The organism is Aminobacter sp. NyZ550, assembly GCF_025628925.2.
GTDB classification, from domain to species: Bacteria; Pseudomonadota; Alphaproteobacteria; order Rhizobiales; family Rhizobiaceae; genus Aminobacter; species Aminobacter ciceronei.
The window spans coordinates 2,930,247-2,946,826 of record NZ_CP114190.1 but is presented as its reverse complement, the minus strand read 5'-3'; the positions used below and the strand labels follow the sequence as shown (position 1 = coordinate 2,946,826).

General features: G+C 64.1%; 16 protein-coding genes. 10 read left to right on the top strand and 6 right to left on the bottom strand.

Annotated elements, in window-relative coordinates:
* Positions 1-109: 109 nt before the first annotated feature.
* From N7E70_RS14460 to N7E70_RS14440, 5 genes are all read left to right on the top strand, one after another.
* Positions 110-1,390 (top strand): acetylornithine deacetylase/succinyl-diaminopimelate desuccinylase family protein, encoded by a 1,281-nt coding sequence (locus N7E70_RS14460; protein WP_263006869.1) that lies wholly within the window; start codon positions 110-112, stop codon positions 1,388-1,390.
* Positions 1,391-1,526: 136 nt separating this feature from the next.
* Positions 1,527-3,005: an ABC transporter substrate-binding protein gene (locus N7E70_RS14455; RefSeq protein WP_442866460.1), complete on the top strand. Its 1,479-nt coding sequence runs from the start codon at positions 1,527-1,529 to the stop codon at positions 3,003-3,005.
* 196 nt (positions 3,006-3,201) lie between these two features.
* Positions 3,202-4,149 carry an ABC transporter permease gene (locus tag N7E70_RS14450; protein ID WP_263006756.1) on the top strand — a complete coding sequence of 316 codons (948 nt, stop codon included), beginning with the start codon at positions 3,202-3,204 and terminating at the stop codon, positions 4,147-4,149.
* Complete coding sequence (locus tag N7E70_RS14445; protein ID WP_263006755.1) at positions 4,146-5,012, top strand: ABC transporter permease; 867 nt, start codon at positions 4,146-4,148, stop codon at positions 5,010-5,012. The genes N7E70_RS14450 and N7E70_RS14445 overlap by 4 nt, the downstream gene beginning before the upstream one ends.
* Positions 5,009-6,634, top strand: coding sequence for an ABC transporter ATP-binding protein (locus N7E70_RS14440; RefSeq protein WP_263006754.1), 1,626 nt, complete (start codon positions 5,009-5,011; stop codon positions 6,632-6,634). The genes N7E70_RS14445 and N7E70_RS14440 overlap by 4 nt, the downstream gene beginning before the upstream one ends.
* Before the next feature lie 109 nt (positions 6,635-6,743).
* On the opposite strand, the gene N7E70_RS14435 is transcribed toward N7E70_RS14440, so the two are convergent.
* Positions 6,744-7,175, bottom strand: a complete 432-nt coding sequence (locus N7E70_RS14435; protein ID WP_067961052.1) for a tellurite resistance TerB family protein — start codon at positions 7,173-7,175, stop codon at positions 6,744-6,746.
* Positions 7,176-7,337: 162 nt separating this feature from the next.
* Here N7E70_RS14435 and N7E70_RS14430 point away from each other — a divergent pair, with 162 nt between their 5' ends.
* The 3 genes from N7E70_RS14430 (at position 7,338) to N7E70_RS14420 (ending at position 9,507) form a co-directional block, all read left to right on the top strand.
* Positions 7,338-8,123: a TSUP family transporter gene (locus tag N7E70_RS14430; protein WP_263006753.1), complete on the top strand. Its 786-nt coding sequence runs from the start codon at positions 7,338-7,340 to the stop codon at positions 8,121-8,123.
* Between the two features lie 61 nt (positions 8,124-8,184).
* Positions 8,185-9,009, top strand: coding sequence for a helix-turn-helix domain-containing protein (locus N7E70_RS14425; protein WP_263006752.1), 825 nt, complete (start codon positions 8,185-8,187; stop codon positions 9,007-9,009).
* Positions 9,010-9,087: 78 nt separating this feature from the next.
* Positions 9,088-9,507: a VOC family protein gene (locus tag N7E70_RS14420; protein WP_263006751.1), complete on the top strand. Its 420-nt coding sequence runs from the start codon at positions 9,088-9,090 to the stop codon at positions 9,505-9,507.
* A gap of 6 nt (positions 9,508-9,513) precedes the next feature.
* Here N7E70_RS14420 and N7E70_RS14415 read toward each other — a convergent pair whose 3' ends face one another.
* Together N7E70_RS14415 and N7E70_RS14410 are read right to left on the bottom strand one after the other, a co-directional pair.
* A complete protein-coding gene (locus tag N7E70_RS14415) occupies positions 9,514-10,983 on the bottom strand; it encodes a cobyric acid synthase (RefSeq protein ID WP_263006750.1) in 1,470 nt (489 codons plus the stop codon).
* A gap of 3 nt (positions 10,984-10,986) precedes the next feature.
* Positions 10,987-11,604 carry a dimethylsulfoniopropionate lyase gene (locus N7E70_RS14410; protein ID WP_263006749.1) on the bottom strand — a complete coding sequence of 206 codons (618 nt, stop codon included), beginning with the start codon at positions 11,602-11,604 and terminating at the stop codon, positions 10,987-10,989.
* Between the two features lie 117 nt (positions 11,605-11,721).
* Here N7E70_RS14410 and N7E70_RS14405 point away from each other — a divergent pair, with 117 nt between their 5' ends.
* Positions 11,722-12,897 carry an isobutyryl-CoA dehydrogenase gene (locus tag N7E70_RS14405; RefSeq protein ID WP_263006748.1) on the top strand — a complete coding sequence of 392 codons (1,176 nt, stop codon included), beginning with the start codon at positions 11,722-11,724 and terminating at the stop codon, positions 12,895-12,897.
* A 102-nt stretch (positions 12,898-12,999) separates the two neighbouring features.
* Positions 13,000-13,884 (top strand): 3-hydroxyisobutyrate dehydrogenase, encoded by an 885-nt coding sequence (gene mmsB / locus N7E70_RS14400; RefSeq protein WP_263006747.1) that lies wholly within the window; start codon positions 13,000-13,002, stop codon positions 13,882-13,884.
* A gap of 235 nt (positions 13,885-14,119) precedes the next feature.
* Here mmsB and N7E70_RS14395 read toward each other — a convergent pair whose 3' ends face one another.
* The 3 genes from N7E70_RS14395 to N7E70_RS14385 all read right to left on the bottom strand — a co-directional run bounded on the left by N7E70_RS14395 (position 14,120) and on the right by N7E70_RS14385 (position 16,430).
* Complete coding sequence (locus N7E70_RS14395) at positions 14,120-14,491, bottom strand: hypothetical protein (RefSeq protein WP_263006746.1); 372 nt, start codon at positions 14,489-14,491, stop codon at positions 14,120-14,122.
* A 96-nt stretch (positions 14,492-14,587) separates the two neighbouring features.
* Positions 14,588-14,998, bottom strand: coding sequence for a carboxymuconolactone decarboxylase family protein (locus N7E70_RS14390; RefSeq protein WP_192315773.1), 411 nt, complete (start codon positions 14,996-14,998; stop codon positions 14,588-14,590).
* Positions 14,999-15,050: 52 nt separating this feature from the next.
* Complete coding sequence (locus N7E70_RS14385) at positions 15,051-16,430, bottom strand: aspartate aminotransferase family protein (protein WP_263006745.1); 1,380 nt, start codon at positions 16,428-16,430, stop codon at positions 15,051-15,053.
* Positions 16,431-16,580 lie beyond the last annotated feature (150 nt).

Genomic DNA, 16,580 nt, shown 5'->3' with positions numbered 1-16,580 from the left:
GGGCTGCTCCAAGCAGGCGGCCTGCGCGCTCGACAGCGGCTGATGGATGGGCAAGACTGGCAACGATCCGGACAAGGTGAAGCCAGATAGAGTGAAGACTGTCGACCGCATGTATGACAAGCTTTTCAAGATCATAGACGACCGTCGCGAAGAACTGGCGGAACTGACGGCGGAGCTGATCCGCTTCCCGACCATCAATCCGCCCGGCGACGCCTATCGCCCTTGCGCCGAATACCTCGGCAATCGCCTGGCCAAACGCGGTTTCGGCGTCGAATACGTCAGGGCAGAGGGCACGCCAGGCGACACCGACCGCTATCCGCGCGTCAATGTCGTCGCCCGTTTTGACAGCCGGGTGCCCGGCCCCACCGTTCATTTCAATTCCCATATCGACGTCGTCGAGGCTGGCGAAGGCTGGTCGGTCGATCCCTTCGGGGGCACGATCCGCGATGGCCGCGTCTATGGCCGCGGCGCCTGCGACATGAAGGGCGGGCTGGCAGCCTCGATTATCGCCGCCGAAGCCTTCATGGACGTCAACCCGGATTTCCCAGGCGCCATCGAGATCTCGGGCACCGTCGACGAGGAGTCGGGCGGCTTCGGCGGCGTCGCCTATCTCGCCGGCAAGGGATATTTCTCAAAACCCAAGGTCGACCACGTCATCATTCCGGAGCCGCTGAACAAGGACCGCATCTGCCTCGGACATCGCGGAGTCTGGTGGGCGGAAATCGAGACCAAGGGCGAGATCGCACATGGCTCGATGCCCTTCCTTGGCGACTGTGCGGTGCGCCACATGGGCGCCGTGCTCGAAGCTTTCGAGCGGGAGTTGTTTCCCGCGCTCGACCGCAAGACGACGCGAATGCCGGTGGTGCCGGAAGGCGCCAGGCGCTCGACAATGAACATCAACTCGATCCATGGCGGCCAGACCGACGATTTCCGCCCCGGCCTGCCCTCACCCAACGTGCCCGACAGCTGCCGCCTGACCATCGACCGCCGCTTCCTGCTGGAGGAGGACATCGCCGACGTCAAAGGCGAGGTCACAAGCATCCTCGACCGACTGAAGCGCGAGCGGAAGAAGTTCGACTACGAGATCCGCGACATCATGGAGGTGCAGCCGCTGATGACCGAGCGCGACGCACCGGTGGCGTCGGCGATCGCCCGGGGCATCCGCGAGATCTTCGACAAGGAGCCGGAATATGTCATCTCGCCCGGCACCTATGACCAGAAGCACGTCGCCCGTATCGGCCATTTATACGATTGCATCGCTTATGGCCCGGGTATTCTCGACCTCGCCCACCGTCCAGACGAATGGGTCGGCATCGACGACATGGTCCAGTCGGCCAAAGTGATGGCAATCGGCCTGGACATCTTGCTGCGCGGCCAGTTCAACGGCTGATCGGGCAAGCAAAACAGCAACATGGCGCCGGAAATTCATTCCTTATCCGATGCTTTGATTGCAACAAACTTGATTTACTCGGCCGGAAATTCGCGCTTTTATCCGGCCTGACAAATCCAAGCGGGGAGACCATCTGATGAAGTGGAAGACCATTCTCGCGGCCACGGCGCTGGCGCTGGCCTCCAGCACCGCCGCCATGGCTGCCCGAACCGACCTCGTGCTTGGCATGCCTTTGGAGCCGCCACATCTCGATCCGACAGCGGGTGCTGCCGCGGCAATCGACGAAGTCTTCTATGCCAATGTCTTCGAAGGCCTGACCCGCATCGGCTCACGCGGCGAGGTGCTCCCCGACCTCGCCGAGAGCTGGACGATTTCCGACGACGGCAAAACCTACAGTTTCAAGCTGCGCTCCGGCGTGAAATTCCATGACGGCAGCGACTTCGACGCCTCCGACGTCAAGTTCTCGCTCGACCGCGCTCGCGGCGAAAACTCGGTCAACGCGCAGAAGGGCCTGTTTGCGCCGATCGACACCATCGAGGTCGTCGATCCGGCCACCGTCAAGGTGACGCTCAAGAACCCGCTCGGCTCGTTCCTCTACAATCTCGGCTGGGGCGACGCGGTGATCGTTGCGCCGGAGAGCGCCGAGACCAACAAGGAAAAGCCTGTCGGCACCGGCCCTTTCAAGTTCCAGAACTGGGCCAAGGGCTCGTCGATCACGCTGGTCAAGGCCGATGGCTACTGGGGCGATCCGGTGGCGCTCGACAAGGCGGAGTTCCGCATCATCCCCGACGCCGCCGCCGCCATCCCTGCCCTGCTTTCGGGCGACGTGCAGGCGCTGCCCAACTTTGCGCTCGGCGATGCGCTCGCCCAGGTCAAGGCCGACCCGCGCTTCAAGGTGGTCATCGGCACCACCGAGGGTGAAACGGTGCTGTCGACCAACAACAAGAAGCCGCCCTTCGACAATCTCAAGGTGCGCCAGGCGATCGCGCATGCCATCGACCGCAAGGCGCTGATCGACGGCGCGACCGGTGGCCTGGGCACGCCGATCGGCTCGCATTTCGCCCCGCACAACCCGGCCTATGTCGACCTGACGGGCACCTATCCGCACGACATCGCCAAGGCCAAGGAACTGCTCAAGGAAGCGGGCCTCGACGATGGCTTCAAGGCGACGCTCAAGCTGCCGCCGGTCGGATACGCCCGCCAGGGCGGCGAAATCATCGCCTCGCAATTGCGCGAGATCGGCATCGACCTGCAGATCATCCCGGTCGAATGGGCCGACTGGCTCAAGCAGGTGTTCACCGACAAGGATTACGACCTGTCGATCGTCTCGCACACCGAGCCCAACGACATCGATATCTATGCCCGCAAGGACTACTACTTCAATTACGACAACCCGGCCTTCAACAAGGTCATCGACGAGCTCAACCTGACCTCCGACGAGGCCAAGCGCACCGAGCTCTACAAGCAGGCGCAGAAGATTCTCGCCGACGATGCCGTCAACGGCTTCCTGTTCGAACTGCCCAAGGTCGGCATCTGGGACGCCAAGGTCGAAGGCCTGTGGGAAAACTCGCCCATCCAGGCCAACGACCTCACCAAGGTGAAGTGGGTCAACTGATGACAAGGTGGCGCGCCTTCGGGTGCGCCACCACCCGCTTGGCGGAAGCACGGCATGTTGCCTGCCGATATGAAGGCACTCGCGACGAACTTCGTCGCCGTTATTTCTGGGAGCATCGCAAGAGTTCTGTGAACTGCGCTTCTCTGCAACCTTTGCGAGCTTTCGAAGCGGCATTTTCTCGGGCAGTTTGCGCTTGATGACGATCTATCTGCTCAAACGCCTGTTGATCGGAATTGCGACCCTCATCGTCGCCTCGCTCGTCGTGTTCCTGATGCTCGAGGTCGTCCCCGGAGATCCGGCTCGGCTGATGCTGGGCATGAACACCAGTGACGCGCAGGTCGACCTGCTGCGTGAGCAGATGGGGCTGAACCAGCCGATGATCCTGCGCTATCTCGACTGGATCCGCGGCCTGCTCCGGCTGGATTTCGGCAAATCCTACACCTATTCGGTGCCGGTGATCGACCTGATCAGGGAGCGGCTTGTCGTCTCCTTCCCGCTTGCGGTGATCTCCCTGACGCTTTCGACACTCATTGCCATCCCCGTCGGCCTGTTCGCCGCCGCGCGCCGTGGCAAGGCTGGCGACACCGCTGCCATGGCCGTGGCACAGGTCGGCGTCGCCATGCCCAATTTCTGGTTCGCGCTGCTGCTTGTCTATGTTTTCGCCGTCTGGTTGCGGCTGGTGCCCGCCGGCGGCTTTCCCGGCTGGGGCAACGGCATCTGGCCGGCGCTCAAGGCGCTGATCCTGCCGGCGCTCGCCCTCGCCTTGCCGCAGGCGGCGATCCTGGCCCGCGTCACCCGCGCCGCCTTGATCGAGGTGCTCAACGAGGACTACATCCGCACGGCACGCGCCAAGGGCATGCCGATGCGCGCAGTGCTGTGGCGGCACGCGCTGCGCAACGCCATGATCCCGGTGCTGACCATCATGGGCCTGCAATTCGCCTTCCTGCTCGCCGGCACCATCATCATCGAAAACGTCTTCTATCTGCCGGGCCTGGGACGCCTTGTCTTCCAGGCGATCACCCAGCGCGACCTGATCGTCGTCGAAAGCGTGGTGATGCTGCTGGTCGCCGCCGTGGTGCTGGTCAACCTGATCGTCGATCTGTCCTATGCGCTGGTCGACCCGCGCCTCAGGGCACGGCAATGAACGAAGCGACACCTCACAGAGAAGGTTTCGGCGAATTCGTCGGCCGCGCGTTCGGCAACCGCTCTTTCGTCATCGGCCTCGTCATCGCCCTGGTCGTCGCTGCCATGGCGGCCGTCTCGTTCTTCTGGACCCCCTTCGACGTCACCAGGCTCGTCGTCGCCGACCGCATGCAGCCGCCCTCCGCCGCGCACTGGTTCGGCACCGACCATTTCGGCCGCGACGTGCTGTCGATGATCATGATCGGGGCGCGCAACTCGATCGCCGTGGCGCTTGTCGCGGTCGTCATCGGCATGGGCATCGGCGTGCCGCTCGGCTGCTGGGCGGCAGCGCGTGGTGGCTGGGTCGACGAGGCGCTGATGCGCTTCAACGATCTCGTCTTCGCCTTTCCCGCATTGCTGTCGGCGATCATGATCACCGCTGTCTTCGGACCGAGCGCGATCAACGCCATCATCGCCATCGGCATCTTCAACATCCCGGTCTTCGCCCGCGTCGCGCGTGCCGGCGCGTTGTCGATCTGGCCGCGCGAATACATCCTTGCCGCCCGTGCCGCCGGCAAGAACAAGAGCCGCATCACCGTCGAGCATATCCTGCCCAACATCGCCAACCTGCTCCTGGTGCAAGGCACCATCCAGTTCGCGCTTGGCATCCTGGCCGAGGCCGCCCTGTCTTATGTCGGGCTCGGCACGCAGCCGCCGATGCCGAGCTGGGGACGCATGCTGTTCGACGCGCAGACGCTGATGATGGTGTCGCCATGGCTGGCGTTGTTCCCCGGCTGCGCGATCCTGATCACCGTGCTTGGGCTCAACCTGCTCGGCGACGGCATCTCAGATATCTTCGATCCGCGCTCGAGGCGTCGCCCATGAGCCTGCTCGAGATCGAAAAGCTGTCGCTCAGGATCGGCCGGACGCAGGTGCTGAAGGAGATCGACCTCGCCATCGAACCCGGCGAGGTGATGGGGCTCGTCGGAGAATCCGGGTCGGGAAAATCCATGACGGCACTTGCCGTCATGCGCCTCACGCCTGCGGCATCGCAGATGACGGGGCGTGTCACCTTTGACGGCATCGACATTCTCTCTGCCACCGAGGCCCAGATGTGCGCGCTGCGCGGCGACGACATCGGCATGGTGTTCCAGGAGCCGATGACAGCGCTCAATCCGGTCAAGACGATCGGCGAGCAGGTCGCCGAAGGCATCAGGTGGCACACAAGGGCGAGCCGGGCCGAGGCCGAGGCGCAAGCGCGGAAAATCCTCGACCGGGTCGGCCTGCCGGAGCAGAAATTCCCGCTGTCGCGCTATCCGCACGAATTGTCCGGCGGCCAGCGGCAGCGCGTCGCCATCGCCATCGCCTGCGCGTTGAAGCCCAAACTGCTGATCGCCGACGAGCCGACGACCGCACTCGACGTCGTGCTGCAGGCGCAGATCCTCGACCTGCTCAAGGAACTGGTCCGCGAAAACCGGATGAGCCTGCTGTTCATCTCGCACGACCTCGCCGTCGTCACCGAAATGGCCGACCGGATCACCATCCTGCGCTTGGGCATGGTGACGGAGTGTGGCGACACCGCACGAACGCTGTCGGAGGCAACCCATCCCTACACCCGCCAGCTGGCTCTGGCCTCGATGCACGTGCCGGCCCGCGTCAGGCCTCATATCGACGAAACCGCACCCGACACCCTGCTCGACGTCGCCAATCTGACCAGGGACTATCCCGGCCGGCGACGGTCGCTGTTTTCGAAGCCGGAACCCGTCCGCGCCGTCGACAACGTCTCGCTCAAGATGAAGCCGGGCGCTTCGGTAGCGCTTGTCGGCCGCTCCGGTTGCGGCAAGTCGACCCTTGCGCGGATGATCCTTGCGCTCGACACCCCCACCGATGGAACCATCAAGTTTCGCGGCATGGACATTACCCGCGCCGACGAGACCGCCATGCGCCGCGCCCGCCGCAACATGCAGGTGGTGTTCCAGGACCCTTACGGCTCGTTCGACCCGCGTCACACCGTCGAGCGGCTTGTTGGCGAACCGCTGCATCTTCTCGAGCGCAAGCCAGACCGCAAGGAACGTCGCGACATGGTCGGTCGCGCCCTGCATGAAGTCGGCCTCAGCCGTTCCGACATGGAGAAATACCCGCACGAGTTTTCAGGCGGCCAGCGCCAGCGCCTGTCGATCGCCCGCGCCATCATCACCCGGCCCAAGCTGGTGGTGGCGGACGAGCCTGTGTCGGCGCTGGATGTCTCGATCCGCGCGCAAATCCTCGACCTGTTCGCCGAGCTCAACCAGAAGCTGGGCGTGGCCTATCTCTTCATCACACACGACCTGACCGTCGCCCGCGCCATAACAGACGACGTTCTGATCATGCATGAAGGGCGGATCGTCGAGCGCGGCAAGACATCTGAAGTGCTGGACCATCCGCAGACGGAGGCCGCGCAGGCACTTGTCTCGGCAGCACCCGACCTGCACCGGGCAATCGCCCGGAGGCTGCAGGAACAGGGGTGAGCAGCCGGTTCGCTTAGCGAATTCATCGTGCCAGTGCACGATGAAAGGCTAGCGAACGCCGGGACGATGCGAAGCAGCGGGGACCCGGCGATCAAGCCTGGAAAAAAGCCTAAGTCGCCGGCTTCACCACATCGACGGGGCTGATGCCCAGCAAATCGAGCGTGCGGCGCAGGAGCTTGACCTCGTTTTCCGCCAGATGGGCGTCGGCCTTGGCGATCTCGGCCATGTGGCGGGCCAGTTGCCGGCGTCGTTCGACGTCGAGATCACGGAACATGGCGATGGCCTGCGAACCGTTGGTCTCGTAGCCGAACTCGTTGAGATATTCGATGACGCCATCGATGCTGCTCTCGGCGATGCCGAAGGCTTCGGTGCAGATCCGGCGAAAGGCGATCATCTCGGCTTCACTGGCGACACCGTCGGCGAGGATCATCCGGAACAGCAGCAGCAGCTCGGCCGAAAGCACGGGGTCGTCGGCGACCTTGCGGACGCCGGGGTCGCCCTCGAACATGTTCAGAATTTGGGTCAGCAATCCTGTTACCATGCGAATCCCTTCCGTCGAGGCAACTGCAAATCCGATATAGAGCAATGCACGGCGAAAAACACTTGGCCCAATGGCTGGGCCAGCATTGCCGCCGACTCGCTATTGCGCAAGCGGGTGCGCTGTGGTCGAAGGCCTCATACTCCTGGACAGATCTCCGCACCGATGTTCGACATAGCCACAGAAGCCTTGCTGATCCTGATCGTGGCTGCCTTCATCGCCGGCTTCATCGATTCCATAGCAGGCGGCGGCGGCCTGATCGCCATTCCGGCACTGCTGCTCGCCGGCCTACCGCCGCTCGAGGCGCTCGGCACCAACAAGCTGCAATCGCTGTTCGGCTCGGGCTCCGCCACCATCAGCTACGCCGCCAAAGGCCATGTCGACCTGCGCAAGCAATTGCCGTTCGCAGCCATTTCATTCGTCGGCGCGATGCTCGGAGCCATGCTGGCGACGGTCCTGCCCGGCGACATCCTGCGCATCTTTCTGCCGTTCCTGCTGATCACGATTGCGCTGTACTTCGCGTTCAAGCCCAACATGGATGACGTCGATCGCGTCGAACGCCTGCCGCCCCTGCTGTTCGGACTGACAGTGGTGCCGCTGATCGGCTTTTATGACGGCGTGTTCGGCCCCGGCGCCGGCTCGTTCTTCATGCTCGCCTTCGTCACCCTGGCCGGCTACGGCGTGCTCAAGGCCACCGCCCATACCAAGCTGCTCAACTTCGCCTCCAATGTCGGCAGCTTCATTGCCTTCGCGCTTGTCGGCGTGGTTGCCTGGAAGATCGGGCTGCTGATGGGCATTGCCCAGTTCCTCGGCGCCCGGCTTGGCGCCCACATGGCAATGCGCAACGGCGCAAAGCTGATCAAGCCGCTGCTGGTCTGCACCTGCGTCGCACTGGCCATCCGCCTGCTCATCGACCCCACCAACCCGCTGCGCGTGATGATCGGCCTGTGACGGCGTTTTGACCGTCTGACCCCTGGCTGATATCGTCCGTTTGCCCCGGCGGAGCCATGACATGGCAAGCGGCCAACGCGACGAGACACCTGATGAGCCTGCCCCGGCGCAGTTCGAGTTCGTGCGGCGCACGCCTTCGCCACAGCTCGCCGGAATCGTCACCGAACTCATCGGTTTTCGCGAACTTGTCCCTGTCTATGTCAGGCAGACCGAGGTCGCTTCGCTGCATGTTCCGCTGATCATCAGTTTCGGTGAAGCCTTTGCCATCGGCCTGAGCCGGGCACCCCGAGACAATGACCGCTTCGCAAGCTTTGCCGCTGGCATCCACGCCGGACCGGTGATCATCGATTCCTTTGGCCGGGCCTGCTGCATCCAGGTCAATTTCACGCCGCTTGGCGCAAGGCGCTTCTTCAGCCTGCCGATGAGCAAGCTTGCCGACCGCATGGTGCCTTTCGACGAGGTGCTCGGCAGCGCCGGCCACCGGCTTCGAGAACGGCTTGGCGATGAAACCGACTGGCATCGGCGGCTCGACATGACCGAGGCTTTCATCATCGAACGGCTGACGAGGATGCCGGCTATCTCTGATGAAATCGGCTGGGCCCTCGCAACGATCGTCGCCAGCGGCGGCCGGGCCCGTGTCGCATCCATCGCCGACGAGATCGGCTGGAGCCGCAAGCACCTGGCCGCCCGCTTCGCCGACCAGGTCGGCGTCGGGCCGAAATCCATCGCGCGCATCGCAAGGTTCAATCGCGCCGCAAACCTGTCAAAACGGGCGGATCGCACAAGCTGGGCCGATCTTGCCGTTGAGTGCGGATATGCCGATCAGGCCCACATGGTGCGCGAGTTCCGCGCGCTTGCCGGCACCACACCGACCGGGCTCGGCTGAGCCGGTTACATTTGTTCAATACCGCCATCAGGCACGCGGCCACACTGGGTGATCGTTCAACGCCACAGGAGGCGCCAGATGCCTACCCCGGAAGCTCCCCGCATATTCCCGACGCTGCGCTACGCCAATGCTGCCGCCATGATTGACTGGCTCGCAACAGCCTTCGGCTTTCTCGTCCATGCCAAATACATGGACGGCGCCGACGTCGGTCACGCCGAACTCGCTCTCGGATCGTCGATGATCATGATCGGGTCGTCTCGCGCCGACGCCTTCGGCGCCATCGTTGGCGAACCCGGCCACAATGGCGGCAAGGCCATCTATCTGGCGGTCGAAGATGTCGACGTCGTCCATGCCAGGGCCAAGGCGGCAGGCGCCGACATCGTCCAGCAACTCACCGATCGCGCTTACGGCAGCCGCGAGTTCATCTGCCGCGACCCCGAGGGCAATGTCTGGAGTGTCGGCACCTACTGGCCGAGAGCAGGCGAACCGGCCGCCTGATGGACTTCAACGCGCGGCAGCAAAAATCGCGTCGCAGTCGAGGTGGCGTTCGAGCTGTTCGGCAATCTCGTCGAGGGCGCGCTCGACTTCGGCGCGGTAGTCGATGCCGCCGCCCCTGATGCCAAGACTTTCGAGGAACCGCCCGCGGAAACCGTCGGCGCCGAACAGGCCGTGCATATAGGTGCCGAACACCTTGCCGTCGGCCGAGGTCGCACCATCATCGACGCCGTTGATGACGGCTGTCGGCCTGACGCAATCGGCGCCCGTGGTCTTGCCCAGGTGTATTTCGTAGCCGGACAGTGGCTCGCCATAGCGCACCGAGCGCGCCTCGACATTGCGCACGGTCTTTTCCGGCGCCATCACCGTCTCGACGTCGAGCAGGCCGAGACCTTCGGCGCGCGTCACGCTGCCTTCGATGCCCAGCGGGTCGTGCACGATACGGCCGAGCATCTGGTAACCGCCGCAGATGCCGACGACATGACCGCCGCGCCGGCGATGTGCCTCGAGGTCGCGGTCCCAACCATTGTAGCGGAACAGCAGCAGGTCGCCGATCGTCGATTTCGACCCCGGAATGACCACCAGCCCGGCATCCTCGGGCAGCCGCTGCCCCGGCGGCACGAACACCACTTCGACCTGCGGTTCGGCACGCAGCGGGTCGAGATCATCGAAATTGGCTATGCGGCCGAGCATCGGCACGGCAACCTTGAGCGCCCGCTCTTCCCCGCCGGCCAGCCTTTCGAGGATCACCGAATCCTCCGAAGGCAGCAGCGCCGCCGCCTTGAGCCACGGCACGACGCCGAAGCAGGGCCAGCCGGTGAAATGCCCGATTGCCTTGATGCCGTCGTCGAACAGGCTGGCATCGCCGCGGAACTTGTTGATCAGATAGCCGACGATCATGCGCCGATCGTCTTCCGGCAGGATCAGATGCGTGCCGGCAACCGAGGCGATGACCCCGCCGCGATCGATATCGCCGACGAGGATGACGGGCACGCCGGCGCGGGTGGCGAAGCCCATATTGGCGATGTCGCGCGGACGAAGATTGATCTCGGCGGGCGAGCCGGCGCCCTCGACGACGATCAGCTCGGCGCCCTCGCCCAGTGTCTGCCAGGAATCGAGCACCGCGCCCATCAGCTTGGGCTTCAGTTCCTGATAATCGCGCGCCTTGGCGTAACCGAAGACCTTGCCCTGCACCACGACCTGGCTGCCGATGTCGCTCTGCGGCTTGAGCAGCACCGGGTTCATGTGGATCGACGGCTTGACCCCGCAGGCTATCGCCTGAAGCCACTGCGCGCGGCCTATCTCGCCGCCGCCTGCCGCGCCGGGAATGTCGGCGACCGCGGCATTGTTCGACATGTTCTGCGGCTTGAATGGCCGCACCTGCATGCCGCGATTGCGCGCCGCCCGGCACAGGCCGGCCACCAGCACTGTTTTGCCGACATCCGAGCCGGTGCCCTGGAGCATGATCGCCTTGGCCATGGTTCAGGCCCTTCCGCCAGCGGCTGTTCCTGAAACCGTCGACCTGGCCGCCAGCGGCCCGCCGCGCCAGAGATAGAGCGCGAGCAGCGGCTCGCCGCCGGTGCGCATGGCGTGGTTCACATTGGCGGCGTGGTGGATCACTTCGCCTGCATCGCGCGGGCCGAACGGCGCATCGCCCATTCGCCACGCCGTGCCGCCGGTCAGCGGGATGTAGATCTCTTCGGCAAGGTGGTGGTGGTCGGGATATTCGACATCAGGGCCAAGCACGAGGAAGCCGCCCGCCACCGTGTCGTTGGCATAGTGGCCGCGCGTGCCGAACATCTCCGCCCAGCCGTAATTGTCGAGGAAGCGCTGCCCGAAATCCGCTGCCGTGTAGGTCTGGCCCCAGTGCAGTTCGCCGCGATGCCGCGCTAGAAGCTCAGCCAAGGGACGGCAACCGGCCGGCGCCAATTCGACGGCGCGGTCGAGAAGGCGTGCGCACGCGACAGCATGCGGCCTCAACGGACGCGCGGGCATGTCCCAGTCGATGTCGCCGAGGAATTCGCCCACTGGCGCCACCGAATCGGTTGCCTCGAGAAAGCCTCTGAAGGCCTGCAGCAGCCCATCAAAATTTGTCGCCACGTTCGTTCTCGCCCATGCATTTGCGCACAGCCGCTCTGTTGAAGGTCGGGTTGCGCGGCCGCATCATTGGTCTAGATTGAGCCCCGCGCATAGCCAAAAAACGACAGGGAGGCCGACATGGACGCCGCAATCGACGCGACCGCCGGTCAGTTTGAGCTCAACGAAGATCAGCTGGCCATCCGCGAAATGGCGGGCAGTTTCGCCGCCGAAAAGGTGGCGCCCTTTGCCCTTGAATGGGACAAGGCCAAGCACTTCCCCGAAGACGTCATCCGCGAAACCGGCCAGCTCGGCTTCGGCGGCCTCTACGTCAAGGAAGATGTCGGCGGCTCCGCCCTCACCCGCCTCGACGCCGTGCTGGTTTTCGAACAGCTGGCGCATGCCTGCCCGGGCTTCTCGTCCTTCATCTCGATCCACAACATGGCCGCGTCGATGATCGACCGCTTCGGCAACGAGGAGCAGCGCCAGCGCCTCCTGCCCAGGCTGACATCGATGGAATGGCTCGCCAGCTATTGCCTGACCGAGCCGGGTTCCGGTTCGGACGCCGCAGCACTCAAGACCAAAGCGGTACGCAGCGGCGGCAACGGCAGCGACTTCGTCGTCAACGGCACCAAGCAGTTCATCTCGGGCGCCGGCGACAGCGACGTCTATGTCGCCATGGTCCGCACCGGTGCCGACGGCCCCAAGGGCATCTCGACGCTGGTCATCCCCAAGGATGCGCCCGGCCTGTCCTTCGGCGCCAACGAGCACAAGATGGGTTGGCATATGCAGTCGACCCGCCAGGTCATCTTCGACGATTGCAAGGTGCCGGCCGAAAACCTGCTTTCCGATGAGGGTGCCGGCTTCGGCATCGCCATGGCTGGCCTCGACGGTGGCAGGCTCAACATTGCCGCCTGCTCGGTCGGCGGCGCCCAGTCGGCGCTGGACAAGGCGCTGGCCTACACCGCCGAGCGCAAGGCCTTCGGCCAGACCATCGACCGCTTCCAGGCGCTGCAGTTCCGCCTCGCCGACATGGAAACCGAACTCCAGGCCGCCCGCCTGTTCCTCTATGCCGCCGCATCAAGGCTCGACCGCAAGGCGCACGACGCCTCGAAATGGTCGGCCATGGCCAAGCGTTTCGTCACCGACACCGGCTTCGACATTGCCAACGACGCCCTGCAGCTGCTCGGCGGCTACGGCTATCTGCACGACTACGGCATCGAGAAGCTGGTGCGTGACCTCAGGGTCCACCAGATCCTCGAAGGCACCAACGAGATCATGCGTGTCATCATCGCCAGGCATCTGATCGGAAAGTAGCGGTCGAGGACAGTAGGGGGACACTCCCATTGCCCCACTGCTTGTCCCCCTGTTCCCTTACTCCCTACCGCCCTACTCCCTTCCCACTGGAGGAACCAACCAATGACCACCATCGCCTTCATCGGACTGGGCAACATGGGCAACCCCATGGCCGCCAATCTCGTCAAGGCCGGCCACGCGGTGCTCGGCTTCGACCTGATGCCCGAGCATCTCGAGACCGCGCGCAACAACGGCGTCACCGTCATGGCCAATGCCGCCGCCGCCGCCAAGGATGCCGATGTGGTCATCACCATGCTGCCCGCCGGCAAGCATGTGCTTACGGTCTATGAGGACATCGTGCCGAAGCTGAAGAAGGGCGCGCTGCTCATCGATTCCTCGACCATCGACGTCGATTCAGCCCGCAAGGCACATGCGATTGCTGCCAGCAATGGCCTGCTGTCGGTCGACGCGCCGGTCTCGGGCGGCACCGGCGGTGCTGCGGCCGGCACGTTGACCTTCATGGCCGGCGGCGCGCAGGCGGCGTTCGACGTGGCCGAGCCGGTGCTCAAGCCGATGGCCGGACGCATCGTCCATTGCGGCGACGCCGGCGCCGGCCAGGCAGCCAAGATCTGCAACAACATGATCCTCGGCATTTCGATGATCGGCGTTGCCGAGGCCTTCGTGCTGGCTGAAAAGCTCGGCCTGTCGCATCAGGCGCTGTTTGACGTCGCCTCGACCTCCTCGGGCCAGTGCTGGTCGCTGACGTCCTATTGCCCGGTCCCCGGCCCGGTGCCCAATTCGCCGGCCAACCGCGACTACCAGCCCGGCTTTGCCGCAGCCCTGATGCTGAAGGACCTGAAGCTGTCGCAGGAAGCGGCGCAGCAGGCCGGTGCCGTCACTCCGCTCGGCGCCGAGGCAACCCAGCTCTATGCCCTGTTCACGGCTCTCGGCAATGGCGGCACGGACTTCTCCGGCATCATAAGGTTCCTGCGTGGCGATGCGGCCTGATTAATCCAAAAAAGTTCAAAATTTAGGTTTGCTTAAGCTCTCGATAACCACGCGGTAACGATGTCCAGCTAAAACGGTTTGCAAGGGCGGGCTTCGCAGCCGCCTCTGGCTCCGGATCAGGTCTCGCGTACCGGAGCTGTAAACCTTCGCTGGTCAAGCGTCGCGAAGGGCCATGCGTAATAGTGGCAAAGCCGCGTTCCCGTCCGGGACGCGGTTTTTGCGTTGTGCCCACCCCTCATGTCCCGGATTTCGTCGCCAGCCGGCGAAAATTGGCGCGCACGCGCTTGCTGGCCGGCTTCAACGCGGCTGCAACCGACTTTTGCGCGGCAACGCCGTTCAGCACCGATGGCGTGCGGCCCGACAGCACTTCCGGCCAGAACTGCAGCGCCGACTGGAAGTAGGATATCTGCGCTGCCACCATGCCTTCGGCCATGGCGGTCGTCTTTTCGGTTACAGCCGCCAGGCTTTCGCCATGCAGTGGCCCACCCTTGCGCGCTTCGGTCGCCATCATCGGCAACCGCATCGCCATGACCATCGGCGCCAGCATCAGATTGCCGGCAATGGCGCCGGATTGGCGCGAGGCCCTTGCCAATCGTCTATTCTTCATCTCGCGCACTCCGGTTTGCCCGGCCGATTATGCGCGCGAGCTTATTGTGCAGTGCACAATATAAGCCGCAGCACTGTCATGAACAAGCCGATCGCCTCAGTCCCTTGGTTCGAACTGCACGTCCACCGGCGGCCGCAATCCGTTGGCGAGGCGGTTTGTCTCGTTGGCCATGCCGACAACAGCGAGCAATTCCATCAGCTGGGCTTCACTCATGCCTTTGCTGCGCGCCGCCGCCGTATGGGAGTAGGTGCAATATTCGCAGCCATTGGTCGCCGATACGGCGATATAGATCAGTTCCTTGGTCAGCGGATCGAGCGCGCCGGGCGCCATCACCTCGCGCACCGACTCCCATGTCCGCTTGAGCAGCGCCGGGTCATGCGCCAGCACCTTCCAGAAATTGTTGATCCAGTCGACCTTCCTGAAAGCCATGATGTCGTCATAGACGGCGCGGACCGCCTCGCTTGCATCCTCATACTGGATCAAAGGCACGATCGGCTTGCCGCTCATCGTTCGCTCCCGGGGTAGGCCGGGCAGAAATCCCCTGCCCGGCAATCTGGCATCAGGCTTTCCTGAGATCGGCTTCGGCGAGGTCGAGCGCCTTCAGGATACGGTCGCCGGCCATGTCGATGGTGGCGCGGGTCCAGATCAGCGGCGGCGACAGGATCATCGAGTCGCCGGTCGCGCGCATCATCATGCCGTTGGCAATCGCATGGTCGCGCACCACGACCGCGGCACTGCCGCCCGGTGAGAACCGCTCCTTGGTCGCCTTCTCCCTGACGATCTCGATGGCGCCCATCAGGCCCACCGAACGGACTTCGCCGACGAGGCCGTGGCGAGCGATGCGCTCCTTGAGCATCTGGGCGAAATACGGGCCGGTGTCGGTCTTCACCCGCTCGACCAGCCCTTCACGCTCGATGATCTCGATATTCTTGAGCGCCACCGCACAGGCCACCGGGTGCCCGGAATAGGTGTAGCCGTGATAGAACTCACCGCCCTTCTCGACCAGCGTCGAGGCGATACGATCGCCGACCAGCAGCGCCGACAGCGGCTGGTAGCCCGACGTCAGCGCCTTGGCGGTGGTGATCGTGTCGGCCTCGATGCCGAAGGTCTGGGCCGCAAACCACTCGCCAGTGCGTCCGTAGCCGGTGATGACCTCGTCGAGCATCAGGAGCACGTCATATTTGCGGCAGATGCGCTGGATCTCCGGCCAGTAGCTTGCCGGCGGAATCTTGACGCCGCCCGCCCCCATGATCGGCTCGCCGATGAAGGCGGCGACATTGTCGGCGCCGGCCTCCAGGATCGCATCCTCGACCGACCTGGCGGCGCGCAGGCCGAAATCATCATCGCTCTCGCCTGGAAGCGCCAGTTCATAGGCGTAGGGCATCATCACATGGACGATGTTGGGCACGGCACCGCCAAGCTGCTGGTGCATGCCCTCCATGCCGCCGAGCGATGTGCCGGCGACGGTCGAGCCGTGATAGGCCATCTTGCGCGAGATGATGCGGTTCTTCTCGGGCTTGCCCTCGAGCGCCCAGTAGTGGCGCACCAGGCGGAGCGCCGTGTCGTTCGATTCCGAACCCGACGATCCGTAGAACACCTGGTTGATGTTCCTGGGCGCCAGTTCCGCGAGCTTCTTCGACAGCAGCACCGGCGTCGGCGTCGAGCATTTGAAGAAGGAATTGTAGTAGGGCATTTCCTTCATCTGAGCGTAGGCCGCTTGGGCCAGTTCGTCGCGGCCGTAGCCGACATTAACGCACCACAGGCCGGCCATGCCGTCGAGCAGTTCGGTGCCTTCCGAATCGTAGATGAACGGCCCTTCGGCGCGGGTGATCATGCGCGAGCCCGCCTCGCGCAGTTCCTTGTGGTCGGTGAACGGGTGGAGATGATGCGCGGCGTCGATCTGCTGAAGCTGCTTCAGCGAATAGTTCTGATAAGTCATTGGCTTGTGCCTTTCTCTTGAATCGATCCGGCAGGCGCCGGGGCGGATTCGAGTTCAGGCGGGCGGCGAGTAGCCAATGCGTGCGCAAAGCCGCAGAAGCTCGGTGTGCCGCGTCCGCGGCGACGGCTTCGATGCGGCGTCCGCTGCCGG